Source organism: Nonomuraea lactucae (assembly GCF_003313395.1).
Taxonomy (GTDB): domain Bacteria; phylum Actinomycetota; class Actinomycetes; order Streptosporangiales; family Streptosporangiaceae; genus Nonomuraea; species Nonomuraea lactucae.
In genome coordinates, this window is sequence record NZ_QNFZ01000285.1 from 1 (window position 1) to 21,202 (window position 21,202).

Annotated in this window: 22 protein-coding genes, 1 tRNA gene and 1 riboswitch; of the genes, 13 read left to right on the forward strand and 10 right to left on the reverse strand. The window is 70.6% G+C overall.

What is annotated here, in order from left to right:
* Both DQW85_RS19330 and DQW85_RS19335 read right to left on the reverse strand, forming a co-directional pair.
* Positions 1–766 (reverse strand): ATP-binding protein (locus DQW85_RS19330; protein WP_113701702.1); only part of this gene is annotated, 766 nt, incomplete at its 3' end.
* Positions 763–1,461, reverse strand: a complete 699-nt coding sequence (locus DQW85_RS19335) for a response regulator transcription factor (RefSeq protein ID WP_113701703.1) — start codon at positions 1,459–1,461, stop codon at positions 763–765. The genes DQW85_RS19330 and DQW85_RS19335, both read right to left, overlap by 4 nt.
* Positions 1,462–1,555: 94 nt before the next feature.
* Here DQW85_RS19335 and DQW85_RS44600 point away from each other — a divergent pair, with 94 nt between their 5' ends.
* Genes DQW85_RS44600 through DQW85_RS19345 form a run of 3 tightly spaced genes read left to right on the forward strand, consistent with a single transcriptional unit; the run spans position 1,556 to position 2,669 of the window.
* Positions 1,556–1,726, forward strand: a complete 171-nt coding sequence (locus DQW85_RS44600; RefSeq protein ID WP_157978454.1) for a hypothetical protein — start codon at positions 1,556–1,558, stop codon at positions 1,724–1,726.
* Between the two features lie 13 nt (positions 1,727–1,739).
* Positions 1,740–1,961 (forward strand): DUF6412 domain-containing protein, encoded by a 222-nt coding sequence (locus tag DQW85_RS19340; RefSeq protein ID WP_113701704.1) that lies wholly within the window; start codon positions 1,740–1,742, stop codon positions 1,959–1,961.
* Positions 1,962–2,021: 60 nt separating this feature from the next.
* On the forward strand, positions 2,022–2,669 hold the full coding sequence (locus tag DQW85_RS19345; protein WP_113701705.1) for a YidC/Oxa1 family membrane protein insertase: 648 nt from the start codon (positions 2,022–2,024) through the stop codon (positions 2,667–2,669).
* Positions 2,670–2,676: 7 nt separating this feature from the next.
* Here DQW85_RS19345 and DQW85_RS19350 read toward each other — a convergent pair whose 3' ends face one another.
* Positions 2,677–3,114: an ATP-binding protein gene (locus DQW85_RS19350; RefSeq protein WP_338043397.1), complete on the reverse strand. Its 438-nt coding sequence runs from the start codon at positions 3,112–3,114 to the stop codon at positions 2,677–2,679.
* Positions 3,115–3,256: 142 nt separating this feature from the next.
* Positions 3,257–5,122: a sensor histidine kinase gene (locus DQW85_RS19355; RefSeq protein ID WP_240197288.1), complete on the reverse strand. Its 1,866-nt coding sequence runs from the start codon at positions 5,120–5,122 to the stop codon at positions 3,257–3,259.
* Positions 5,123–5,156: 34 nt separating this feature from the next.
* On the opposite strand from DQW85_RS19355, the gene DQW85_RS19360 reads away from it, so the two are divergent.
* On the forward strand, positions 5,157–5,777 hold the full coding sequence (locus tag DQW85_RS19360) for a methylated-DNA--[protein]-cysteine S-methyltransferase (RefSeq protein ID WP_240197289.1): 621 nt from the start codon (positions 5,157–5,159) through the stop codon (positions 5,775–5,777).
* 47 nt (positions 5,778–5,824) lie between these two features.
* Here DQW85_RS19360 and DQW85_RS19365 read toward each other — a convergent pair whose 3' ends face one another.
* The 4 genes from DQW85_RS19365 to DQW85_RS19380 all read right to left on the reverse strand — a co-directional run bounded on the left by DQW85_RS19365 (position 5,825) and on the right by DQW85_RS19380 (position 9,477).
* Positions 5,825–7,159, reverse strand: a complete 1,335-nt coding sequence (locus DQW85_RS19365) for a purine-cytosine permease family protein (protein ID WP_113701709.1) — start codon at positions 7,157–7,159, stop codon at positions 5,825–5,827.
* Positions 7,150–7,262: riboswitch (TPP riboswitch) on the reverse strand. (Overlaps the previous gene by 10 nt.)
* 266 nt (positions 7,263–7,528) lie before the next feature.
* Positions 7,529–7,852 carry a rhodanese-like domain-containing protein gene (locus DQW85_RS19370; RefSeq protein ID WP_113701710.1) on the reverse strand — a complete coding sequence of 108 codons (324 nt, stop codon included), beginning with the start codon at positions 7,850–7,852 and terminating at the stop codon, positions 7,529–7,531.
* Between the two features lie 79 nt (positions 7,853–7,931).
* Entirely contained in the window at positions 7,932–8,810 is an 879-nt protein-coding gene (locus tag DQW85_RS19375) for an Fpg/Nei family DNA glycosylase (protein ID WP_113701711.1), read from the reverse strand.
* A gap of 61 nt (positions 8,811–8,871) precedes the next feature.
* On the reverse strand, positions 8,872–9,477 hold the full coding sequence (locus DQW85_RS19380) for a TenA family protein (RefSeq protein WP_113701712.1): 606 nt from the start codon (positions 9,475–9,477) through the stop codon (positions 8,872–8,874).
* Between the two features lie 23 nt (positions 9,478–9,500).
* Between DQW85_RS19380 and DQW85_RS19385 the strand changes: the two genes are divergently transcribed.
* The gene (locus DQW85_RS19385; RefSeq protein WP_113701713.1) at positions 9,501–10,160 is read left to right on the forward strand and encodes a GOLPH3/VPS74 family protein; all 660 of its coding nucleotides are present in this window, start codon (positions 9,501–9,503) and stop codon (positions 10,158–10,160) included.
* 128 nt (positions 10,161–10,288) lie between these two features.
* On the opposite strand, the gene DQW85_RS19390 is transcribed toward DQW85_RS19385, so the two are convergent.
* Complete coding sequence (locus DQW85_RS19390; RefSeq protein ID WP_240197290.1) at positions 10,289–11,407, reverse strand: LCP family protein; 1,119 nt, start codon at positions 11,405–11,407, stop codon at positions 10,289–10,291.
* Positions 11,408–11,789: 382 nt separating this feature from the next.
* Here DQW85_RS19390 and DQW85_RS19395 point away from each other — a divergent pair, with 382 nt between their 5' ends.
* Positions 11,790–13,205, forward strand: coding sequence for a CNNM domain-containing protein (locus DQW85_RS19395; RefSeq protein ID WP_162795120.1), 1,416 nt, complete (start codon positions 11,790–11,792; stop codon positions 13,203–13,205).
* Positions 13,202–14,218, forward strand: a complete 1,017-nt coding sequence (locus DQW85_RS19400) for a hemolysin family protein (RefSeq protein WP_113701719.1) — start codon at positions 13,202–13,204, stop codon at positions 14,216–14,218. Before DQW85_RS19395 ends, DQW85_RS19400 begins: the two co-directional genes overlap by 4 nt.
* A gap of 247 nt (positions 14,219–14,465) precedes the next feature.
* Here DQW85_RS19400 and DQW85_RS19405 read toward each other — a convergent pair.
* Positions 14,466–14,551: transfer RNA gene (locus tag DQW85_RS19405), tRNA-Leu, on the reverse strand.
* A gap of 194 nt (positions 14,552–14,745) precedes the next feature.
* Between DQW85_RS19405 and DQW85_RS19410 the strand changes: the two genes are divergently transcribed.
* The 6 genes from DQW85_RS19410 to DQW85_RS19435 all read left to right on the forward strand — a co-directional run.
* On the forward strand, positions 14,746–15,486 hold the full coding sequence (locus DQW85_RS19410; protein ID WP_113701715.1) for an FhaA domain-containing protein: 741 nt from the start codon (positions 14,746–14,748) through the stop codon (positions 15,484–15,486).
* A gap of 17 nt (positions 15,487–15,503) precedes the next feature.
* Entirely contained in the window at positions 15,504–15,974 is a 471-nt protein-coding gene (locus DQW85_RS19415; RefSeq protein WP_113701716.1) for an FHA domain-containing protein FhaB/FipA, read from the forward strand.
* Positions 15,971–17,248, forward strand: a complete 1,278-nt coding sequence (locus tag DQW85_RS19420) for a Stp1/IreP family PP2C-type Ser/Thr phosphatase (protein ID WP_113701717.1) — start codon at positions 15,971–15,973, stop codon at positions 17,246–17,248. The genes DQW85_RS19415 and DQW85_RS19420 overlap by 4 nt, the downstream gene beginning before the upstream one ends.
* Entirely contained in the window at positions 17,249–18,631 is a 1,383-nt protein-coding gene (locus DQW85_RS19425) for an FtsW/RodA/SpoVE family cell cycle protein (protein ID WP_240197291.1), read from the forward strand.
* Positions 18,628–20,088 (forward strand): peptidoglycan D,D-transpeptidase FtsI family protein, encoded by a 1,461-nt coding sequence (locus DQW85_RS19430; RefSeq protein WP_113701718.1) that lies wholly within the window; start codon positions 18,628–18,630, stop codon positions 20,086–20,088. Before DQW85_RS19425 ends, DQW85_RS19430 begins: the two co-directional genes overlap by 4 nt.
* Positions 20,089–20,109: 21 nt before the next feature.
* Positions 20,110–21,202, forward strand: a 1,093-nt coding sequence (locus tag DQW85_RS19435) for a serine/threonine-protein kinase (protein WP_240197292.1), incomplete at its 3' end; no start/stop codon positions are given.

Here is a 21,202-nt window from a genome sequence, read left to right on the forward strand (position 1 = left end):
CGGCCTCGGCCGCCTCGGCGGCCAGGCGCACGCCCTTCGCGCGGGCCAGCGGCTCGGCCCCGGCGACGGTGTCGGCCACCAGATCGGCCAGTCCGATGCGGGCCCGCGACAGCCGCAGCGCGCCCGCGTGGATGCGCGACAGCTCGAACAGGTCGTCCACCATCACCGACAGGCGCTCCACCTCGTGCTTGATCTGCCCGTGATAGCGCGCCACCGTCGCCGGGTCCGACACGACCCCGTCCTCCAGCGCCTCCGCCATCGCGCGCATCCCGGCGAGCGGGGTGCGCAGGTCGTGGCTCACCCACGCCACCAGCTCGCGCCGCGCCTCCTCCAGGGCGCGTTCGCGCTCGTACGCCTCCTCCAGGGTGTTGGCGATCGTCTGGAGCTCGGCGGGCAGCCCGCGGGGCGCGCTGAACGGCAGGTGCCGTACGGCGGCGACCAGCCGCCTGCTCTCGCCCACCACCCGCCTGGCCAGCACGAAGGCCACTCCCAGGCCGACCAGCCCGCCCACGGCGACGACGCTGAGCACGAAGTCGCGGACCGAGCCTTCGATGATCATCTTCAGCGTGATGGCCACCACGCCCGCCAGGGTCGCGACGATCGAGACCACCATCACGACCGTCAGCATCACGCCGATGGAGCGCGTACGCAGCGACCACATCGCCCACACGCCGAGCCCGGCCACGATCAGCCCGAGCCCCGCGGTGACCGCCACGATCATGCCCAGATCGCCCATGGCCGCCGCCGCGCGCACCCCGCCGTTCATCCCCCGCTCTCCAGAGGCTCGTAGCGGTATCCGACGCCCCACACCGTGACGATCCTGCGCGGCTCGGTCGGATCGGGTTCGATCTTCTCGCGTAGCCGCCTGACGTGCACGGTCACCGTGGAGGAGTCGCCGAACGACCAGCCCCACACCTGGTCGAGCAGCGCCGACCGGCTGAACGCCTGGCGGGGGTTGCGCATCAGGTAGGCGAGCAGGTCGAACTCCCTGGCCGTCAGCATCACCTCGTCGCCGCCCAGCCGTACCTCGTGCGCCCCGACGTCCACCACCAGGTCGGCGTCGCGCAGCACGCCCGATCCGCCCGTGACGGACGCGCCGCGCGCCCGCCGCAGCACCGACTGCACGCGCAGCGCGAGCTCGCGCGGGCTGAACGGCTTGGTCACGTAGTCGTCGGCGCCCGTCTCCAGGCCGACCACCCTGTCGATCTCCTCGCCCAGCGCGGTCAGCATGATCACCGGGACGGGCCAGCGCTCCCTGAGCTTCCTGCACACCTGCAGCCCGTCGACCTTGGGCAGCATCAGGTCGAGCACCATCAGGTCGGGCGGGCGGGCCAGCGCCCGGCGCAGCGCCTCCGCGCCGTCGCCGACGCACTCGACCTCGTGGCCGTCGCGCTCCAGGTAGCGCGCCACCACCTCGGCCACGGTCGGGTCGTCGTCGACCACCAGGATGCGCGTGTTCACGCTTTCACGGTACGGCGGGGCGGCGCCGGACCGACAGCCGCGTCATCGGTCCGTAAGACGCGCGGATCATGGCCACAGGACGTACGGTGGGCTCATGAGTCGAGTCGTCATGCTCGTGCTGGGCGCCCTTCTGGCGCTCTTCGTGCTGTTCAACTTCATCCTTCCCATGCTGATGGGCCTGCTCAAGGTGGCTCTGATCATCGGCGTGATCGGCCTGCTCGTCTTCATCGCGGTGACCGTGGTCGGCAAGTCGTCGTCCCGCTGAGCTCCTCGTCGCCGTGACCCTGTTCCTGCTCGACCCCTGGCTCGTGGGCGTGACCATGGTGGCGGTCCTGCTGCTGGTCAGCTGGGCCGCCAGACTGCTGCCCGTCGGCGGCGCGGAGCCGTCGGCGTCCCCGCTGGTGTACGCCCGGCGCACGGCCTTCCAGCGCCAGCGCGATCCCGACGCGGCCGGCCGCCCGCGTCCGCGAGCTCCTTCATCCTGCCCCGCTTCCGGTTAGGCGGGGCTCTGTCCGACGAGCCCTGATCGTCTTCTCCGACTCGATCCGATTGAAGGGCTCATGATCGACTCTCTTGTCACGTTCGTCGTTGGCCTGTCCGGGGGGCACGCCGCGCTCGCCATCGTGCTGTTCACGCTGGCCGTACGGGTGCTGTTGCTCCCGCTGAGCATCCGGCAGGCGCGCAGCGCCCGCGTCAATGAGCGCCTGGCGCCGAGGCTCGGCCAGTTGCGCAAGCGCTTCGAGCGCGATCCGCAGCGGCTGAGCAAGGAGATCTCCGCGCTCTACGCCAAGGAGGGCACGTCGCCGTTGGCCGGGATCATGCCGGGGCTGGCGCAGGTGCCGTTCATGTGGCTGGTGTATCAGGTCGCCACGCATCCGACCGCGCTCGCCGGCCAGTACCTGCTGGGGGCGCCGCTGGGACACCAGGTCGCCGGAGTGGTAGCCAATTACGGTCTGATCAGTTGGCCGTTTTCGGTCTTCGCTGTGTTGATCGCGTTGATCACACTGGTCGCGTGGCTGTCGTCCCGCAAGATCAGGGCGACGCTGACCGCGGAGCAGCCCGAGGCCGTCCGGAAAGTCCTGCCGCTGCTGCCGTTCGGCTCGGTGCTCGCCGCCGCGGTGCTCCCTCTGGCCGCCGGTCTGTACCTGCTCGTGTCCGCGGCATGGACCGTGGGCGAGCGCGCCGTCCTGGCCGCCCGGCCTCTCTGAACGACCGCTATCCGGCCTCTCTGAGTGCCCCGACGTGCCCGTTCATCGAGCCGTTGCCGTTGGGCGCGGACAGGATGGCCCACACGGTCGTCATGTCGCCGTCGTGGCGGACGCCCCAGCTCTCGGCCACGTACTCCACGATGCCGAGCCCCCTGCCCCCCAGCGAGGACAGGGTGGGGCGGCCCGCGCGCGGCTCGGTGGCGGCTCCCCCGTCGCTCACCGCGACCTCGATCCGGTCGCCATTGCGCAGCCACGCCACCTTGACCATGCCCGACGGCAGCGGATGCGCGTGCCTGAGCGCGTTGCTGAGCAGCTCGCTGACCACCAGTACGGCGTCATCGATCGCCGCACCGAAGACGCCGAGATCCCGCAGGTCAGTGCTCAGACGCTGGCGGGCAACGGCGACGCTGGACGGCGCGTACGGCAGCAGCACCACGCTTGACACACCCACCTCCCCGTCTACCAGTGCCCCCCGTGGAACACTCCCCGGTACGACCGAAATGCCCCGTTACTCGTTCCCAGAAACCGCATCTCGATCACAGCTTGTACACATTGGACTGTAGGTCAGCGGAACCGTGACCACCTCGTTACCGCATCGGTGTGTCGGATCGGCTAAGGGACTCGGTGCCCATGACGAGCCTCATCCGGGTGCCCCCACCGGCTCTCGGATGCGCGCTCACATCGCCGCCCTGCGCCCTGGCGAGGCTGCGCACGATGTAGAGACCCAGGCCGACCCCCCCGAACCTTCTCCGATCACCGCTGTCCACCTGGACGAAGCGCTCGAAGATCCGTTCGCGGTCGGGCGGGGCGATGCCGACGCCCTCGTCATCGACGACCACGACCACCGTGTCGTCCTCCGGCCACGCCTCGACCCTGATCAGGCCGCCCTTCGGCGAGTACTTGAACGCGTTCTCCAACAACTGGCCGAGCACGATGTCGGTCGCCAGCTCGTCGCCCCAGACCCGTGGCAGCCCCTCGGGGATGACCACCTCGACCCGGTGGCGGTCCGACAGCACGGGCAGACCCAGCGTCGCGGCCTGGATGCGGTCGGCCAGGTCGAAGCCCCCGACCCGCACCGGCAGCTCGTCCGCGCCAGCCCTGGAGCCGAGCAGCAGGTGGTCCATGAGCTGCCCCAGCGACCTGGACCGCTCGGCGATCGTGTGGACGGCGGAGCGCCGCTCGGGGTCGGTCAGCTTGTCCCAGCGGGCGTCGAGCGTGCTGGCGAAGCCGCGCACGATCGTGATCGGGGTGCGCAGCTCGTGGCTCGTCGTGGCCAGGAAGAGATCCTTGGCCTCCTCCAGCTCCTTGGCCTTGGTCACGTCGCGGAAGTCGACCACCACCTCGCCGGTCTCCTCGATCTGGGCGCTCACCACGTCGAGCCAGCGGCCGGTCTCCAGCTGGAACGTCAGCTTCTCCCCGGGCTCGGGCAGCTCGAACGGCGGCGGCCCGCCCAGGACCGTGTCGGCGGGAAGGGCGGTGAGCTCCGCCGCGGCCGGGTTCCACCGGACCACCCGGCCCTCGCGGTCGAGCACGGCGATGCCGTCGGCGCTCGCGTCGAACAGCGCCCGCTCATGGGCCCGCTGGCGTACGGCCTCCTGGTAGGCCATCGCGTTGCCGACGGCGATCCCGGCGTGCCCGGCGAGCAGTTCGAGCAGCTCCAGCTCCAGGTGGCCCGGCCGCCGCTCGGCGAACAGCGCGTAGAGGGCGCCGTAGGGTCGCCCGCCGACCGCCGCGAGGCCCAGCGCGATGGAGTGCAGTCCGTACAGCTCGGCCCACACCAGCTCGCCCAGCCCGGCCGACTCCAGTAGTACGGTCTTGCCGGTGCGCAGCAGCTTGCCGACCAGGCTGGTGCGCAGGTCGGCCGTCGTGCCCCTGAGCGTCTCGGGCAGCCGGTGGGTGCTCACCAGGCGCAGCCGCTCGCCCTCGATGAGGACGAACCCGCCCGCGTCGGCCCCGGTCAGCTCGGTCAGGCTGGCCGCTATCCGATCGAGCACCGCGGGCAGCTCCAGCTCGGCGTTGATGTCGCCGACCACGTCGGTCAGCCTGCGCACCAGCCTCGCCCTGCGCGCCATCCGGTCGCGCGCCGCCTCGTCGGCCTCGGCCGGGTGGTACACGCTGACGTACCCCACCACCGAGCTGCCGATCACCAGCGCGCCGGTGTCGACCCTGACGTCGACGAGGCCGCCGTCCTTGCGTAACCGTTTCGTCTGCAGCGTCACCTGGCCGCCCGTGCGGACGCGCTCGAGCACCGCGTTGTGCTCCGCCGTCAGCTCGCCCGGCACGATCGGCGCCCGGCGGCCCAGCATCTCGTCGGCCGTCCAGCCGAAGAGCCGCTCCGCCGCCGGGGTCCACACCAGAACGGTCTGGTCCCGGTCGAGCGCGATCAGTGCGTTGGGCGAGCCGGCGAGCACCGCGCGGGCGATCTCGTCACTTCCGGCCCACTCGTCACCCACTCCTCCATAGTGCCCGTGGCGGGGTGCCGCCGTCGTGCGATCCGTCCGATACGCTGCGGTCACGGTCTTCGGCAGGTGGAAAGTGGGTGAGGGGATGACGGGCGGCGACATCGATGCCCTGCTGCGGGTGACCTCCCCCACCTACCGCGGGGAGACGCCCCCAGACATCGCCTTCGGCACCTACGACGGCGCCGTCGGCAGGCTGGTGCTCGCGGTGTCCGGCAAGGGCCTCGTGGCCTGCAGCTACGACGACGAGCACACCGTGTTCGAGCGGGTGCTGAAGTACGTCGGCGCGTTCGTCGGGCCTGACCCCGGGCGGCTCGACCCGGTGCGCCGGGAGCTCGACGCCTACTTCTCCGGCCGGCTGCGCGCCTTCGCCACGCCGGTCGACCTGGCCATCGCCACGCCGTTCGCCCGGACGGTCCTGCAGAAGACCATGGCGGTGCCCTACGGCACGACCACGGCCCTCGACGAGATCGCCGAGCGCATCGGGCGGCCACGGGCGCTGCGCGCGGTCGGCAACGCGCTCGGCTCCAACCCGGTGTGCGTGGTCGTGCCGTGCCACCGCATCGTGCCGGGCGACGGCGCGCCCGGCGAGTACGCCGGTGGCGCCGCCGCCAAGCGCCACCTGCTCACCGTCGAATCGCGCGCCTGACCAGTCCGGACCTCACCGTCGAATCGCGCGCCTGACAGTAAGGGTCCTCACCGTCGAGCCCTCCGCCTGACCAGGCCGATCGCGAGCGTCACGAGGGCCGCCACGAGGGCCGCGCCGAGGGCGCCGTTCATCCACGGCTCCCTGGTGAAGCCGATCGAGTCGCGCACGTCCTTCCACATGTTGTCCCACCGCTCGACGGTCGGGGTCGAGGTGGTCAGCCAGTAGGCGGCGAAGCCCAGCACCCACGGCACGAGCATGGACCAGCGGGCGGGCGCGTCCTCGCGGGTGTCCCACCGCAGCGACCCGCCGAGGACGAAGTAGTCGACGGCGAGCACCGCGAACATCGGCACGAACACCGCGCCGATCACGCCGAGGAAGGCCCCGTAGGAAAACACGTCCACCACGAGCGCGATGGCCACCGTCAGCACGCCCACCGCGACGGAGAAGATCCGCCGGTCCACGCGCGGCATGAGGTTCTGCAACGACACCGTGGTGGAGTAGACGTTCGCGAACGACTGGTCCGCCTCACGCAGCACCAGCACGGCGAAGAACAGCGCGCCCAGCGGCGCCGCGACGAACGGCCCGAACACCGCCGTGCCGTCGGCCGTCACCGCCGCCGATCCGGCGATGGCCACCGCGTAGACGCCGAGGCCGAGGCAGGCCACCTGGGCCAGCGTGTAGCCGCCGACCACGCCGGTGAACGCGGCGGCGCTCGACCTGGAGTGCCGGGCGAAGTCGGCGGCGAGCGGCACCCAGGACACGGACAGCGCGATCACGTAGTCGACCGCTGGCGCGAACGCCGCCCACGAGCCGCCGGTCTCGGGCTGCGCCCTCGACAGGAAGTCGACGGCGAACCAGATCATCGCGATGACGACGGCGATCGTCACGTACCGGCGCAGCAGCCGTACCGAGCCGAGCGGCCAGATGCTCAGCGTGGTGGTGAGAACCCCCGCCGCGATCACCCACACCGCGTACGGCACCGCCGAGCCGAAGATCGCCGTCGCCCCCATGGCGATCACCCAGAGCTCGAACGCGCCCCATCCGATCATCTGGACGATGTTGAGCACGGTCGGGATGTAGGAGAGCCTGGCCCCGAACAGGCCGCGGAGCAGCACCATCGACGGCTGCCCGGTGCGCGTGCCGGGGATCGCCGACAGGCCCACCATGGCCGTGCCGATCAGGCTGCCCACCAGCGTGGCCGTGAGCGCGGCGGCCAGGCTCAGCGGCGCGTTCCCGAGGGGGTTGATCAGGAACAGCGCCCCGGAGAAGCCCAGCAGGCTGACACCCAGGTTGGCCCAGAGCGCGCCCTGGTCCAGCAGCCCGAGGATCTTGGGAGGCTCTCCTTCGAGAGTCAGCGGAACTTCGTCGACGACATGCGTCATCGCACACTCCCTACGCCGGCATTACCCGGACAGGTTCATGCGGTCGGCAGCAGCGGTAGCTGCCCTCTCAGCCTGGTTGCCCCAAGCTCCCGCGGGGGTTTGGTACACGAAGCCGGAAATCATCCGGCTTGCGCCAATGATGCACCATCGGTCAGACATCAGCCAGCGCGGGGGGAGGCTGCTAGACGGCCACGCTGAAGAGGAGCTCGTGGCCCGAGACGCCTTCCAGTCCTGCCTCCACGCGACGACGATGACCGTGAGCACGGCCGCCGAGACCCAGTCCCGCAGGTGGGCGACCACTTCGCCACGTCCTCGGCAACGAGGAGCCGACCAGCTTCACGGCGACAGGAAGAATGACCTGCGCAGTGATCACGCGACGAAGGGAGGCTGTCCCGTCTCACTCACCATCGGCCGGCTGGCGAACTCCCACGACTGCATGCCGCCGCCCACGTTGACCGCGTCGTGCCCCAGGTGGTTGAGCCAGGCGGCCACCTGCAGCGAACGGCCACCGACCCGGCAGACGACGTAGACCTTCCGGTCTCCGGGCACCTCGGCGACCCTGCCCTGGATCTCCGACATCGGGATGTGCACCGCGTCGGGGGCGTGCCCCGCCACCCACTCCTCCCGCTCGCGCACGTCGATCAGGAAGCCGTCGGCGGGAACGTCGCGCGCCTCGATCTCAGGAACCGTCATGCCTCCATCATCTCGCGTCCGCGGCGGTGAGCGGCACGACCGTCAAATTCAGCCGTCCCCTCAGCCGTCCACTCAGCCGTCACTTCAGCAGGCGGGACAGGCGGCGGTCGGCGAGCGGCTTGCCTCCCGTCTGGCAGGTGGGGCAGTACTGCAGCGAGGAGTCGGCGAACGACACCTCGCGGATGGTGTCGCCGCAGACGTCGCAGGGCTGGCCGGCCCGGTTGTGCACGCGCAGGCCCGACTTCTTCTCCGCCTTGAGATCCTTGGCCGCCAGGCCGTGCGCCCGCTCCACCGCGTCGCGCAGCGTGGTCACGATGGCCTCGTGGAGGTCGGCGATCTGGGCGTCGGTGAGAGTGGATGCGATCTTGAACGGCGACATCCTGGCGGCGTGGAGCACCTCGTCGGAGTAGGCGTTGCCGATGCCCGCGATGACCTTCTGGTCGCGCAGCAGGCCCTTGATCTGCGTGCGGCTGCCGCCCAGGATGCGTTTGAGCGCCTCCACGGTGAAGGCGTCGTCGAGCGGGTCCGGGCCGAGTGCCGCGACGCCCGGCACGTCGTCCGTATTTTTCGTGACATAGACGGCGAGGCGCTTCTGCGTCCCCGCCTCCGTCAGCTCGAACCCCGGCGCCAGGCCGTCGTCGTCCGGCGCGAGCCGTACCCGCGCCGCGAGAGGCCCCTTCCCCGGGCGGACCGGCTTCGCGCCCGACAGGTCGTCACGCCAGCGCAGCCACCCGGCGCGCGCCAGATGGATGACCAGGTGCAGCCCGTCGCAGTCGAGGTCGAGGAACTTGCCACGCCTCGCCACCCCCGTGACGGCCAGCCCGCCGAGCGCGCTCACGGGCGGATCGAACGTCTTGAGCGCCTGGATCGCGACCACGTCGACGCCCAGGACGACGCGGCCCACCGCGCGTTCGCGCAGGAACCCGGCCAGCGACTCGACTTCGGGAAGTTCCGGCATGCCACCAGAGTACGGGGCGGCCCCGACCGTCCACAGCCTGTGGATATCGCGGGCTCCCGCTTCAGGGCACGTCCCAGAAGGCCAGCTCGTGCGCCATCCCCTCGGCGAAGAGCGCCTCCGCCCGCGCGGGCTCCGGCCCGGCCTCGTCGATCATCTCGGCGATCCGTACGGCCAGCGCCGCGAACCCCGGATCCGCGTACGTGTCCACCCACGCCCGGTAGCGCGGCTCGGCGGGAGGATTCTCCGCCAGTTTCCGGCCCAGCATCGAATAGCCCCACATGCATGGATAGAGCGCCGCCAGCCCTTCGGCGTAGCTCCCCGCCGACTCCAGCAGGAACGACGTGTACGCCGCGCACGCCGGCCCCTTGCGTGCCCCGTCCAGATCCGCCCCGAACTCGGCGGACATCGTCCGGTGCAGGCTCAGCTCGTCATGGAAGGTCGTGTGAGCCAGGTCCACCAGGTCGCCCAGGTGCTCCCCCGGCGCCTGCCAGGCCAGCCGCGCGAACACCCGTACGTAGTCGAGCAGGAACAGGTAGTCCTGCTCCAGCCACGACCGGAACACCGGCTCGGGCAGGTCACCCCGCCCGATCCCCACCACCGTGGGATGCGCGAGCTGCGCCTCCAGGAGCGGGCGGCCGACGGCGTGCAACTTCTCGGAGATAGCCATGACCGCACGTTAGTGTCGAAGGCATGACTGTGACGATCGCCGAGGAGCTGCTGCTGCTGGCGTACAGCGAGGACGAGGGCAAGCAGCTCATCTCCGCCACGCAGCTCGACCCCGCGCTCGGCGGCGCGATCCTGGCCGAACTGGCCGTCAACGAACGGATCGAGCTGTCCGAGAAGAAGGTGTCCGTCAGGGACGCCACCCCCCTCGGCGACGAGGAGCTCGACGCGGCACTGGCCCGCATGGCGGAGGAGCGCAGGGAGCGCCGGCCCGTCTGGTGGGTGCAGAAGCTCCACTCGAGCAAACTGCGAAGGCGCCTGCTCACCAGGCTCACCGAGTCGGGGGTGCTGAACGAGCAGCGGGGCAAGGTGCTCGGCGTGTTTCCCACCACCAGATGGCCGGAGGCCGATGGCAGCGTCGAGGCGGAGGTCAGGGAGCGCGTGGCCGGAGCGCTGGCCGGCGCGACCCCCGACGCCCGCACCGCGGTGCTCATCGCGCTGGCGCACGCCTCCAAGCTCGACCGCAAGGCGTTCCCTGGGGCCGGCAAGGAGCGGATCAGGGAGATCGCCGAGGGCGCCTGGGCGGCGGACGCCGTGGCCAAGACCATCGCGGCGATCAACTCGGTCATCATGGTCGCCGCGGTGTCGGCCACCGTGACCGCCGTCGACGGCGGCGCCGGCGGCTGACGCCCCGTCCCCCGGCACGGACCCCGCCCCCGAACGGCCCATGCGCCCGGGGACAGCTGTGCTCCCCGGACGACCGTGCTCGCAGGTCGGGGCCAGGTCGCGGGTCGGGGCCAGGTCGCGGGTCGGGGTCAGGTCGCGTCGAGGACGTCCTTGGGGACGGGCTTGTCAGCCTTGAGGGCGTCGAACAGCCGCAGGGCCTTGGCCCTGTCCCACTTGACCGCCGTGCCACCGCCCGCGATCTCGTTGCCGCCGAACGGCACGACCGTGGTGACCGGGCTGTCGCCCATCGCCAGGCCCAGCGAGAGCATGTCGAACGCCCCCGTGGTGCTGTCGACGGTGACCGCGTCGGTGGCGCTCATGGCCAGCGGGATCGAGGTGAAGGGGTTGATCAGGACGCCGGGGCTGGCGGCCTTCTTCACCACGGCGCCGAGGAACTGCCGCTGGCGCTTGGTCCGCTCGAAGTCGGGCAGCGCGCCGCCCTTGCGGGTGCGCACGTAGCCGAGGGCCTGTCCGCCGTTGAGGACCTGGCGGCCCTTCTTGAGATTGAGCCCCGCCTTGGGGTCGTCGACGGCGGCGCGTACGTCGATCTCGACGCCGCCGACCGCGTCCACGATGCCGACGAAACCGGCGAAGCCGATCTCCATGTAGTTGTCGACGTGCACGCCGGTGACGGTTTCGACCGTCTGCACCAGGAGTTTCGGCCCGCCGATGGCGTAGGCGGCGTTGAGCTTGTTGCGTCCCTTGCCGGGGATGGTGACCGCCGAGTCGCGGGGGAGGCTGACGAGCGTGGGCTTGTCGCCGCCCTCGGGGATGTGCAGCAGCATCATCGAGTCGGTGCGCTGGCCGGCCGAGCGGCCGGTGGCGAGCTTCCTGCGCTGGGCGGCCGACAGGCCCTTGCGGCTGTCGGATCCGACGAGCAGCCAGTTGGTGCCCGGGGTGTCGGCGGGGCGGCCCTCATAGTCGTCCAGCACGCCGTCGATGCCGGCGAGCCGCGAGTCGATCCAGAAGAACAGGCCCACGGCCGTCACGAGGAGCAGCACCAGGAGGGCGGCGACGATCTTCGCGATCGTGCGGCCTGACGGCAGCCTCCGCGGGCCCTTGGGCTTGGGGGGACGGGGTCCCGAGGGTCCGGGCTCGGCCGACGGCTTGAGGGGCCTGATCGGGCTGTTGCCGGAACGCTGCTTGCCGTACACGCGCGAGCTGGCCCGCGGCGTGTCGTCGGCGCCGGAGCCCACGGTGGGCCCCACGGCTGTAGGCCCCACGGCCGGCGCCGGCGGGCGCTGGTGCGCCGGCGCGCCGCCGGATCGCACTCCTCCGTCGTTCCTGGGAGGCAGCGGGCGGCCGTCTCCTGGCGAGCGCATGGCCCTCGTCCGGTCGTCCTCAGACACTTCCCTCTACTTCCCCTCGGTTGCCCTAAACGCTACGTCCAACCCCTCACCATTGCAGACTCGTTGCCAAGCTTTTCCCACGGAAAAGTACGCACATCCAACCTTGAGGCACTCCGGAAACATAGCTGGGGCCCGCGTCGTTACCGTTATGGACCACCTCTATCGAAGGGACGATCGTGTCCACTCCGGACCCTTGGAGTAGTCGCCCGTGCACTGGCACGGGTTCCTCTGAGAGCTCACCATGGTGAGCGCCTATATGGGCTTGCTGGCCCTGTTCGTTCTCACCGCGGCGACCGGCTACTTCGTCGCGCAGGAGTTCGCCTTCGTGGCCGCCGACCGGGGCGTGCTGCGCGAGCAGGCCGCCGCCGGCGACAAGGCCGCGGTCAAGGCCCTGCAGGTGACCTCCCGCCTGTCGTTCATGCTCTCCGGCGCCCAGTTGGGCATCACCGTGACGGCGCTGCTCGTCGGCTTCCTGGCCGAGCCCGCCATCGCCACGCTCGTACGGCCCTGGCTGGCCGGCGCCGGGATGCCCGAGGCGGCGATCACCGGGGTCTCGGTGGCGACGGGCGTGTTCGTCGCCACGGTCGTCCAGATGGTGTTCGGCGAGCTCGTGCCGAAGAACCTGGGCATCGCCAGGCCCGAGCCCGTGGCCAAGTTCCTGGCCGGGTCGACGCTGGTGTATCTCGCGGTGGTCGGCCCGGTGGTGCGCTTGTTCGACTCGGCGGCCACCGGCCTGCTGCGGCGCGTCGGCATCGAGCCGGTGGAGGAGGTCGAGCACGGCGCGACCCCCGAGGAGCTGTCGCGGATCATCGCGGAGTCGACGCTGGCGGGCGAGCTGCCGCCGCGCCTGTCGGAGCTGCTGGAACGGGCGCTGGAGTTCGGCGATCGGATCGCCGAGGAGATCATGGTCCCCCGACCGCGGGTCGTCGCGCTGCGCCACTCCCAGCCGATCTCCGACCTCGTCGGGGTCATGCGCGAGCGCGGCCACTCCCGCTATCCCGTCCTCGGCGAGGACGGCGACGTCGTCGGCGTCGCGGGCGTGCGCGAGCTGCTGTCCTACGACCCGGACGAGAACACGGGCCGAGAGGACGCGGGCCGGCAGGACGTGGACGGCGAGTGGGAGGCGCGCCTCGCGCGCGGGCTCGTCCGCGACATCATGCGGCCCGCCCGCCTGGTGCCCGACTCCCTGCCGCTGCCCGCGGTCCTGGACGAGATGCGCTCTTCCAGGGACGACATGGTCTGCGTGATCGACGAGTACGGCGACCTGGCCGGCGTCATCACCGTCGAGGACCTGGCCGAGGAGCTGGTCGGCGAGCTCGTCGACGAGAACGACCCCGAGCCGGCCGGCGTGGTCGAGCGGCCGGACGGCGTCTGGGAGGTGCCGGGCAGCCTCCGGCTCGACGAGATCGAGCGGGCCACCGGCATCGCGCTGCCCGAGAGCGACGATTACGACACGGTCGCCGGGCTGGTCCTGGCGAGGCTGGGCCGGATGCCCGAACCGGGTGACAAGGTCGTCGTGCCCACCACGCCCGACAGCGATCCGTTCGCCGACGACGAACCCGAGCACCTGGCCGAGCTGACCGTCCTCTCGCTCAACCGCCGCGTGCCCGAATGGGTGCGGCTGGCGCCGGCGCGGCACGCGGAGGCGGTCCGATGACGCTGATCCTGCTCAGCCTGGCGTTGCTGGTGTTCAACGCGCTGTTCGTGGCGGCCGAGTTCGCCTTCGTCTCCTCCAGGCGGCACCGCCTCGAGGAGGCGGCGAGCGGCGGCAACCACCTGGTGCGGATCGCCGCGAGGTCGGCGGTGGGCGGCTCCAGGCAGCTTTCGCTGATGCTGGCCGGCGCCCAGCTCGGCATCACGCTCTGCACGCTGGTCCTGGGCCAGGTCACCGAGCCGGCGATCGAGCACTTCCTGGAGCCGGTCTTCGCCGCCGTCGGCGTGCCCGAGCAGTTCAGGATGCCGATCGCGCTCGCGCTCGCGCTGGGGCTGGTCACGTTCCTGCACATGGTGATCGGCGAGATGGCGCCGAAGTCATGGGCGCTGACCCGTCCAGAGCGGGCGGCCCTGCTGCTGGCGCTGCCGTTCCGCGGCTTCGTGACGCTCATGCGGCCGCTGCTGTCGGCGCTGAACGGCCTGACGAACGTGATCCTGCGCCTGTTCGGCGTGCAGCCGCGCGACGAGCTGGCCACCACCCGCACCCCTCGCCAGCTCGCCATGCTGGTGGGCGAGTCGGGGCGGATGGGCCTGCTCGACAGGGAGGAGCACGACCTGCTCACGCGGGCGCTGCGGCTGCAGGCCGAGGGCATCGAACGGCTGATGGCGCCGATCGGCGAGGCCGTGACGGTGCCGCCGTCAGCCGGTGCGGCCCGCATCAGGCAGGCGGCCCGGCGCAGCGGCCACATGCGGCTGCTCGTCGGCGTGCCCGGCGACATCGAGGGGGTCATCCACGCCCGCGACTCGCTGCTCCACCCCGACCGTACGGCCGGCGAGCTGGCGCGCCCGGCGCCGAGGCTGGCGTGCGGCACGCAGGTGCCCGAGGCCGTGACGGCGCTTCAGGAGGCGCGGGTGCACCTGGCCCTGGTCACCGGGGAGGACGGCGCGGTCATCGGCCTGGTCACGCTGACGGACCTGATCGGCGAGCTCCTCGACACCCGCGCGACGGCCGCCTGAGACGGGCGGTCTCGGGGCGGGCCCGGTGCCGGGAAGGCGCCGGGCCCGCCACCGCGGTTCGGGAATGTGGCCAAGAACACACCCGCCGACCGTTGGCAGATCGAAAGCGGCCTGCAACCGCCCGGACGTACCCTGGGCACGCCGACGTCAGCCGTGCACAGGTTCTTGAAAAGAAGAAGCCCCGGCTCTTGCGAACCGGGGCTCTCTTTCGTCAGTGTGGGTCTGCCGATTTCGTCGGCGGTAAGCGTGGTGGGCGAGGAGGGATTTGAACCCTCACGTCCTTTCGGACACACGGACCTGAACCGTGCGCGTCTGCCGTTCCGCCACCCGCCCTTGTGGGTGCGGAGAAACAGTAGCACGGAACAACCGCTGGTACTGAACCCGGATACGATCGCATAAGACACGGGAGCGGAGGAGCTGGGCGCGAGATCAACAAGCGCCGGGACCGCCGTGACGTGGGACGAGCGGGCCAGGCTCGAGAGCGCCTGGAGCCCGCGATCATATGCACGGAGGAAGGGAGGTACCCGGTGGGAGTCCTTCAGCGCTTCGAGCGAAGGCTCGAAGGCTTGGTTGAGGGGGCCTTTGCGCGGGCGTTCAAATCTGACCTTCAGCCGGTCGAGGTCGCGAGCGCGGTTCAGCGTGAGATGGACGAGCGGGCGGCGATCGTCGCCCAGGGTCGCACGCTCGTGCCCAACGACTTCGTGGTGGAGCTGTCCACGACTGACAGCGAACGGCTCGAGGTCTACGCCGACAGCATCAGCCACGAGCTGGCCAACCTCGCCAGGGAGTACGCCAAGGAACAGGGCTACTCCTTCGTAGGACCGGTCCGGGTCCGTTTCGAGACAGCCTCCGACCTTGCCGTGGGGTTGTTCCGCATCAGGTCTGGCGTCATCCGCGGCGCGACGGTCGAGCAGGACGAGATTCGCCAGCCGGCGAGCGATCTGCCTCCGTCCCGTCCGCACGCTTTCGGCGGGCGGCCCAGGCTGCTCGTCTCCACCCAGGACGACCCGCAGGGCGACCGTTCCTACGAGCTCACCACTCCGGTGACCTTGCTCGGCAGGGGCACCGACTGCGATCTTCGTCTTGTCGATCCCGGTGTCTCCCGCCACCACGCGGAGCTGCGCGTCGAGGGGCAGCAGGTGGTGCTGGTCGACCTGGGATCAACGAACGGCACATTCGTCAACGGCCAGCCGGTACCCAGGATCGAGCTCCAGAACGGCACGCGAGTGACCCTGGGGCGAACGACTCTGGTGTTCCGGCGCGATTAGGGGTAGACAAGCGGTCCATGTCCGAGCTCACGCTGCTGCTGATCCGGCTCGCCTTCCTGGCGGTGCTGTGGTTTTTCGTCATTGCCGCAGTCGGCGTGATCCGGACAGACTTGTTCGGGTCACGTACGGCTCCCTCCGGTCCACGGAAAACCGCGAAACCCGCCAAACCGGCGGCAAAACCGAAGAGCAAGAAAAGCGAGCCACGCCAGCTCGTTGTGACAGGTGGCCCGTTGCAGGGCACCACCATTAACCTCACGGAGACGCCCATCACCATTGGCCGGGCTAACGACGCCACGCTGGTAGTCACCGACGACTACGCTTCCAGCCGGCATGCCCGGCTCTTCCCTCAGGACGGTCAGTGGATCGTGGAAGATCTCGGCTCGACCAACGGCACATATCTCGACCGCTCAAAAGTCACCCGCCCGACCCCGGTGCCGCTCGGTGTTCCGATCCGCGTCGGCAAGACAGTCATTGAATTGCGCAAATGACCATCGCACTCCGCTACGCCGCCCGCTCGGACGTCGGCCTCCTCCGCGAAGGGAACGAGGACTCGGCGTACGCCAGCGGCCGCCTGCTCGCCGTCGCCGACGGCATGGGCGGGCACGCACACGGTGAGGTGGCGAGCTCCGTCGCCATCGCCGCAATGGCCTCTCTCGAAGAGGTCCAACAGGGCGGTGACCTGCTCAACGCCATCGAGGCAGCAGTACGCGACGCGAACCGCAAGCTGCACGAGATGGTCGGGCGGGATCCCAGCCTCAAGGGCATGGGCACGACGCTCACCGCCATGCTCTGGCACGGCACCCAGGTGGCTCTGGTGCACGTCGGCGACTCGCGCGCCTACCTGCTCAGGCGCGGGGAGCTCTACCAGATCACCCATGACCACACGCTGGTGCAGCAGCTGGTCGACGACGGGCGGATCACCCCCGAGGAGGCGGCGACCCACCCGCAGCGCTCGATCCTGCTGCGGGCGCTCGACGGCAGCGGCGAGGTCGATCCGGATCTCACGCTGCGCGAGGCGCAGGTGGGCGACCGCTACCTCCTGTGCTCCGACGGCCTGTCGGGCGTGGTGAGCGCGGAGACCCTGCACGCCACGCTGACCAACATCGACGACCCCGAAGAGGTCGTCCGGCAGCTCATCGACCTGGCCAACCGGGGTGGCGGGCCCGACAACATCACCTGCGTGCTGGCCGACGTGCTGGAGATCACCGACGGGCAGCAGGTGCCGGTGGAGGCCGCCGTCGTCGGCGCGGCCGGCATGAACCGCCTGCGGCCGGCCCCCCAGGACACCTCGCCGGGGCGAGCCAGCGCGGTGACCGCGCCCCAGCCGGCGATCACCGACGACGACTTCGACGAGCCGGGCCCGCGGGCGTCCCGGCGGCCCGTCAGGCGCCGTCGCCTGTGGCCCATGCTGGTCTCCGTGCTCGGCATCGGGGCCGTCGTGGTGGGCGTGGGCGGCTACTTCGGCTGGCAGTGGACGCAGGCGCAGTTCTTCGTCGGGGCCAAGGGCAACGAGGTGGTCGTGTTCCAGGGGATCCGGCAGCAGGTCGGCCCCTTCCAGTTCTTCTCCGTCGCGCAGCACACCGGCAAGCCCCTCTCCGAGCTCTCCGCCCCCGACCAGGCGCTGATCAAAGACGGCATCGACGTCACGAGCGTCGCCGACGGCATCACGAGGATCAACGGTTTGAAGTTCTCGAGCGAGCAGAAGGCGTCGCCGCCCATGAGCGCGTCGCCGTCCCCCACCGCCACGAAGACGAAGCCATAGATGAGCGAAGTGGTCGCCTCCCCCGTCCCCATGCCCGCCAAGCGGCGCGTGGCCCAGCTCGGCATGCTCGCGTTCGCGGTCGGCATCATCATGCTGGCCTACGCCAACGTGGGTCTGGCCGTGGACGGCAAGATCCCCGCCGGCATGCTGACGTACGGCTTGAGCCTGGGCGGGCTGATGCTCATCGCCTACCTGGTGCTCGCCAGGTTCGCCCCGTGGGCGGACCCCCTCCTGCTTCCCCTCGTCACGCTGGTCAACGGGATCGGCCTGGTGATGATCTACCGGCTGGAGCTGAGCGGCCGTGACGAGGCGGCCTCGGCCACCAACCAGATCCTCATGACCGGCGTCGGCATCGTGCTCTTCACCGTGACGCTGGTCGTGCTGCGCGACCACAGGTCGCTGCAGCGGCTCACCTACACGGCCGGGCTGGTCGGTCTGCTCCTGCTCATCTCGCCGCTGATCCCGGGTCTGGGCCGGGAGTTCTTCGGCGCGCGCATCTGGATCAGCCTGTTCGGTTTCACCATCCAGCCCGCCGAGTTCGCCAAGCTGGCGTTGGCCGTCTTCTTCGCCGGCTACCTGGTGGCCAAGCGCGACGTGCTGGCGCTGGCCGGGCGGCGGCTGCTCTTCATCGACCTCCCGCGGGCCCGTGACCTCGGCCCCATCCTCATCACCTGGGGCATCAGCCTGGGCGTGCTCGTCCTGCAGAAGGACCTCGGCTCCTCGTTGCTGCTGTTCGGCACGTTCATCGTGATGCTCTACGTCGCCACCCAGCGCACCTCGTGGGTGTTGATCGGCATCCTGCTCTTCGTCGGGGGCGCGTTCCTTGCCGGGCAGGTCTTCAGCCACGTGGGCGACCGGTTCCAGATCTGGCTCCACCCGGAGAGCCCGGAGTTCTACGACCGTGAGATCGGTGGCAGCTACCAGATCATGCAGGCCCTCTTCGGGTTCGGCAACGGCAAGATCCTCGGCACCGGGCTCGGCCAGGGTCACCCCGAGGAGATCCCGCTCGCCTACTCCGACTTCATCTTCGCCGCCATCGGCGAGGAGCTGGGGCTCACCGGCGTGATGGCGATCCTCATGATCTACGCGCTGATCGTGGAGCGCGGCCTGCGCACCTCGCTCGCGGCCCGCGACCCCTTCTCCAAGCTCCTGTCATGCGGCCTGTCGTTCCTGCTGGCCTGGCAGATCTTCATCATCGTCGGCGGTGTGACCAACCTGATCCCGCTCACCGGTCTGGTCACTCCTTTCATGTCCCAGGGCGGTTCGGCCCTCCTGGCCAACTGGATCCTGATCGCGCTCCTCGTACGCACCTCGGACGCGGCACGCCAGCCGCCACCCCAGGCGATCCAGAACGAAGGAATGACGCAGGTGTTCCAGCGATGAACGGCACTCTCAAGCGCGTGGCCGTCGCATGCCTGGCCATGTTCGCGCTGCTCATGCTCAACGCCAACTACCTCCAGGCGCTCCGGGCCGACAACCTGTCCAGCGACCCGCGGGACCAGCGCAACTTCTACGAGCGCTACTCGGTGCAGCGCGGGCGCATCACGGCGGGCGGCAAGGTGATCCTCGCCCAGTCCAAGGAGACCGACAGCACGAGGTTCCGGTTCGTCCGCGAGTATCCCGAGGGCAAGCTCTACGCCCACGTCACCGGCTTCTTCTCGCCGGAGAGCGCGTCCGCGATCGAGGCGGCGAGGAACGACCTGCTCGACGGCTCCAGCTCCGACCTGCTGCTGCGGCGGAGCATCGACCTGTTCACCGGCGAGCCGACCAGGGGCGCCAACGTCGACCTCACCATCGACCCCAAGGCCCAGAAGGCCGCCTACGACGCGCTGCGGCAGAGCGGCAAGCGGGGCGCCGTCGTCGCGCTGAACCCCAAGACCGGCGGCATCCTGGCGATGGTCTCGCTGCCCACGTACGAACCGGCGGAGCTGTCGGGCACCAACAAGGGGCAGGTGTTCAGCCGCTATGACGAGCTGGCCAAGGACAAGAGCCAGCCGCTGCTCAACCGCGCCATCGGCCAGACCTACGCGCCCGGCTCCACCTTCAAGGCGCTGACCATGGCGGCCTACCTGGAGGACGACTCCTCCCGCGGTCCCAACACCACGGTCGACGCCCCGCAGCGGCTGCCCCTCCCCGGCACCAACATCAGCCTCCCCAACTACGGCGGCGCGGCCTGCGGCGCCGGGCAGGTGACACTCGTCTTCGCGCTGGAGAAGTCCTGCAACACGCCGTTCGGCGACATGGGCATGAAGCTCGGCTACGACAAGATGCGCGAGCTGACCGAGAAGTTCGGCATGGGCCAGGACCTCGCGGTCCCGATGTCGGTGGCCAGGAGCGACTTCGGCCCCGAGGAGGACAAGGCGGCGCTCGCCATGGCCTCCATCGGCCAGCGCAGCAACCGGACGACGCCGCTGCAGATGGCCATGATCGCCGCCGGCATCGCCAACGACGGCAAGGTCATGAAGCCCTATCTCGTCAACAAGATCACCGACAGCAAGGGCGACAACGTCGAGGAGGCCGAGCCCGAGGAGCTGAGCGAGGCGATCAGCTCCGAGACCTCGGCCAAGCTGCGCCAGATGATGGTCAGCGTCGTCAACAACGGCACGGCCACCCTGGCGCAGGTCCCGGGCGTGGAGGTGGGCGGCAAGACCGGCACCGCGGAGACGAGCGACGGCAAGCCCCCGCACGCCTGGTTCATCTCCTTCGCCCCGGCCGACAACCCGAAGATCGCCGTAGCGGTCATCGTCGAGTCCGGCGCGGCCAACGTCGGGGCCGAGGCGACGGGCGGCCACACCGCCGCGCCGATCGCAAAGGCCGTGATGGAGGCGGTGCTGAAATGATTGACGGTAACGTGCTGACCCATGCGGCTCGGTAACCGCTACCATCTGCTCTCCCGCATCGCCACGGGCGGTATGGGGGAGGTCTGGCGCGCCCGTGACGAGCTGCTCGGCCGCGAGGTGGCGGTCAAGGTGCTGCGCAGCCACATCTACGCCGACCCGTCGTTCCGCGAGCGGTTCCGCAACGAGGCGCGCATCACCGCGGCGCTGGCCGACCAGGGCATCGCGCAGATCTACGACTACGGCGAGCAGAACGACCTGGCCTACCTCGTGATGGAGCTGGTGCACGGCGAGCCGCTGTCGGCCATCCTGGGCCGCAACGGCTCCCTGGGGGCCGAGGTGGCGCTCGACGTGCTGCACCAGACCGCCAGGGCCCTGCACGCGGCCCACTCCTCCGGGGTGATCCACCGCGACATCAAGCCCGCCAACCTGCTCGTCACCCCCGAGGGCCGAATCAAGGTGACCGACTTCGGCATCGCCCGCGCCCTGGAGGCGGCGCCGGTGACGCAGGCCGGCACCGTGCTCGGCACCGCCCAGTACGTCAGCCCCGAGCAGGCCCAGGGGCTGCCGCTCACGCCCGCGACCGACCTCTACTCACTGGGCGTCGTGGTCTACGAGTGCCTGGCGGGGCGCACGCCGTTCCAGGGGGACAGCCAGGTGGCCATCGCGCTGCGCCACCTGAACGAGCTGCCGCCGCCCCTGGGCGTGGACGTGCCCGGCCCGGCGCGTGAGCTGGTCATGTCGCTGCTGGCCAAGGACCCCGCGCAGCGGCCCGGCTCCGCGCTGGAGCTGGCCGACCGGGCGTACGTGCTGCGGGATTCGCTGGCCGGCGCCGATCGGGGCGCCGACCTCAGCATGCTCACCGACCCGGGCGGCTTCCACGTACGCGAGCCGCACGGGGGTGAGGGCACCACCGGCGACCTGCCGGCAGTGGCGCCGACGGGCGCGGTCGGGAGCGCACCGGTCACCGAGCCGCAGGACCCGCTCGGGAGCCCCGGACCGGCCTCCCGTCACATGACGGTCGCCCACGCGCCTGAGACACGGGCGGTCGGCTCCTCGCCCAGCGGGCCGCGCCGACTGTCGCCGCGCGGGAGGCCGTCGCGGCGGCGCAGGGGCG

Bases quoted from the DNA above. Each gene is read 5' to 3' on its own strand.
- DQW85_RS44600 (WP_157978454.1), top strand. From the start codon at position 1,556: ATGAGTCGAGTCGTCATGCTCGTGCTGGGCGCCCTTCTGGCGCTCTTC.
- DQW85_RS19345 (WP_113701705.1), top strand. From the start codon at position 2,022: ATGATCGACTCTCTTGTCACGTTCGTCGTTGGCCTGTCCGGGGGGCAC.
- DQW85_RS19365 (WP_113701709.1), bottom strand. From the start codon at position 7,159: ATGACGCATGTCGTCGACGAAGTTCCGCTGACTCTCGAAGGAGAGCCT.
- DQW85_RS19370 (WP_113701710.1), bottom strand. From the start codon at position 7,852: ATGACGGTTCCTGAGATCGAGGCGCGCGACGTTCCCGCCGACGGCTTC.
- DQW85_RS19375 (WP_113701711.1), bottom strand. From the start codon at position 8,810: ATGCCGGAACTTCCCGAAGTCGAGTCGCTGGCCGGGTTCCTGCGCGAA.
- DQW85_RS19380 (WP_113701712.1), bottom strand. From the start codon at position 9,477: ATGGCTATCTCCGAGAAGTTGCACGCCGTCGGCCGCCCGCTCCTGGAG.
- DQW85_RS19385 (WP_113701713.1), top strand. From the start codon at position 9,501: ATGACTGTGACGATCGCCGAGGAGCTGCTGCTGCTGGCGTACAGCGAG.
- DQW85_RS19395 (WP_162795120.1), top strand. From the start codon at position 11,790: ATGGTGAGCGCCTATATGGGCTTGCTGGCCCTGTTCGTTCTCACCGCG.
- DQW85_RS19400 (WP_113701719.1), top strand. From the start codon at position 13,202: ATGACGCTGATCCTGCTCAGCCTGGCGTTGCTGGTGTTCAACGCGCTG.
- DQW85_RS19415 (WP_113701716.1), top strand. From the start codon at position 15,504: ATGTCCGAGCTCACGCTGCTGCTGATCCGGCTCGCCTTCCTGGCGGTG.
- DQW85_RS19420 (WP_113701717.1), top strand. From the start codon at position 15,971: ATGACCATCGCACTCCGCTACGCCGCCCGCTCGGACGTCGGCCTCCTC.
- DQW85_RS19425 (WP_240197291.1), top strand. From the start codon at position 17,249: ATGAGCGAAGTGGTCGCCTCCCCCGTCCCCATGCCCGCCAAGCGGCGC.
- DQW85_RS19430 (WP_113701718.1), top strand. From the start codon at position 18,628: ATGAACGGCACTCTCAAGCGCGTGGCCGTCGCATGCCTGGCCATGTTC.